Genomic DNA, 1,742 nt, shown 5'->3' on the forward strand with positions numbered 1-1,742 from the left:
GGACGCCCCAGGATGACTTTGGGCTGGAGCAAGCCTATTGAGGTGTATGCCGAGCATTTGGCTCGCTTGGCCCAACAGCCCGATTCAGTCCATTAACTTGATTGTTGCACTTGGACTTGAAACCGCCTTGAGCAAGTCACAGCAATAAGCTACATCTTTAATAGCTATCAGCGCTTATCCGTCAAGCGCTAGTGGCACTTTCTATTCAAAATTACTCCAACACCGCCCGCAATTGGTGTGTGGTCACCGCCAGACGCCTCGCCCCGATCTGGGCGAGGTTATTCATCACGGTGAGCGCTGCCTCGGGGTATTGCCGGGCCCAGGCATCAAAGTGCGCCCGCGACAGGCGCACCAGGTGCGCAGGCCCCCGCTCAGACCCCGCACAAGCGCTGCGCGCAGCGCCGTTGAGGAACGCCATCTCGCCAAACGCCATGCCCGGCCCGACCGTGGCCAAGCGCAGCCCCTTGTCGGGCGGCCACTGGGTCACCAGCGTGATGTGGCCCGACTTCACCACCAGCAGGTCGTGGTCGGTGTCTCCCGCGCTGAACACCACCCCGTGGGGCGGCACGGCCAGAGGCTCCAGCACGGCCATCAGGGCATTGGCCGCCGCCCGGGGCACGCCCTCGCCGATCTCGCCCAGCAGATCCCTTTCGGGACGCGCGGGGCGTTGCTCAATGGGGCGTTGCGAGAGGATGCCGGCCTCGGCCCATTCCAAGGCGCGGTCCAGGTCGGAAAAGGCGCGTACCTGGTCGCCTGCATGCTCAGCGGCCACAGGATCGAGCGCGGCCACGGCAGCGGCAATGCCCTGCTGGCCCAGGTCGCGCACCAGCGCGCGCAGCTGCGCCAATGCCGTGCTGTCCCAGGCGGGCACGCGGCCCGCATCCAGAATCACCCAGCGGTGGCGCGGCTGCAGCAGCAAACGCACCTGCTCGGCCAAGTGGGCCGCCACGCCGAACGACATCACGCCCTGCAGTTCAAACACAGCCACCTGGTTCATGCGCGGCGAGAGCCAGGTGTCCGACCCCGCGCGCCGCAGCCGGCGCGAGCGCAGTTCGCCATCGAGCCGCACATGGCGCAGCACCTTGGCGGCGGAGTCGTGCAGCAACACAAAAGTGGCCACCACCAGGCCCGCAACCAGCGCGCCCACGCCGCCCATCACGGCAAACACCAGCGCCACCAGCCAGCTTTGCGCCCAGGTCACCCGCGAGCGCTGCGCGTAGCGCAGCGACCACATGAGACCCGGCACCTGCATGAGCCCGGCCAGCACCAGCCCACCCGCCAAGCAGGCCATCGGCACCCAGTGCAGCCACCAGGCGCCCGTCACTGCCACGCCCAGCATGATGCCGGCATGCCAGCGCGGTGCGTCGCGGGAGGGGCCCGCCTGCGCCAGCACAATGCGCGAGCGCGATGCGCTGGTGGATGCAGGAATCATCCCGGCCAGCCCGCACAACACGCCCAACAGGCTCTCGCGGCGCAGGGTCAGATTGGCGTTGCCACGCAGACCGTGGTCCAGCTCCAGCTCCTGGTTGAACACCAGTATCTCCAGGCTGTTGACCAGCGCCATCAACAGCGCCAGCACCACCAGGTCCGACCCGTGCTGTTGCGCCAGCGCCATCCAGGGGACACCCGTCCAGTCGGGCCACAGCGGGCCGGCAAACTGGCTGGGCTGCACGGCGGGTGCAAACACATCCCCCAGACCACCACCCCACACCCCCGCCACCGCCACGGCCAGCGCCCCCAGG

The 1,742-nt window shown here is 67.8% G+C and carries 1 protein-coding gene; it reads right to left on the bottom strand.

The genetic code is table 11. The features are described 5' to 3' along the window. Positions 1–211: 211 nt before the first annotated feature. The coding region (locus NFX52_RS30045; protein WP_252635996.1) for a cyclic nucleotide-binding domain-containing protein at positions 212–1,742 on the bottom strand (1,531 nt) is incomplete at its 5' end.

Source organism: Acidovorax facilis, from assembly GCF_023913775.1.
Classification (GTDB): Bacteria; Pseudomonadota; Gammaproteobacteria; order Burkholderiales; family Burkholderiaceae_C; genus Acidovorax; species Acidovorax facilis.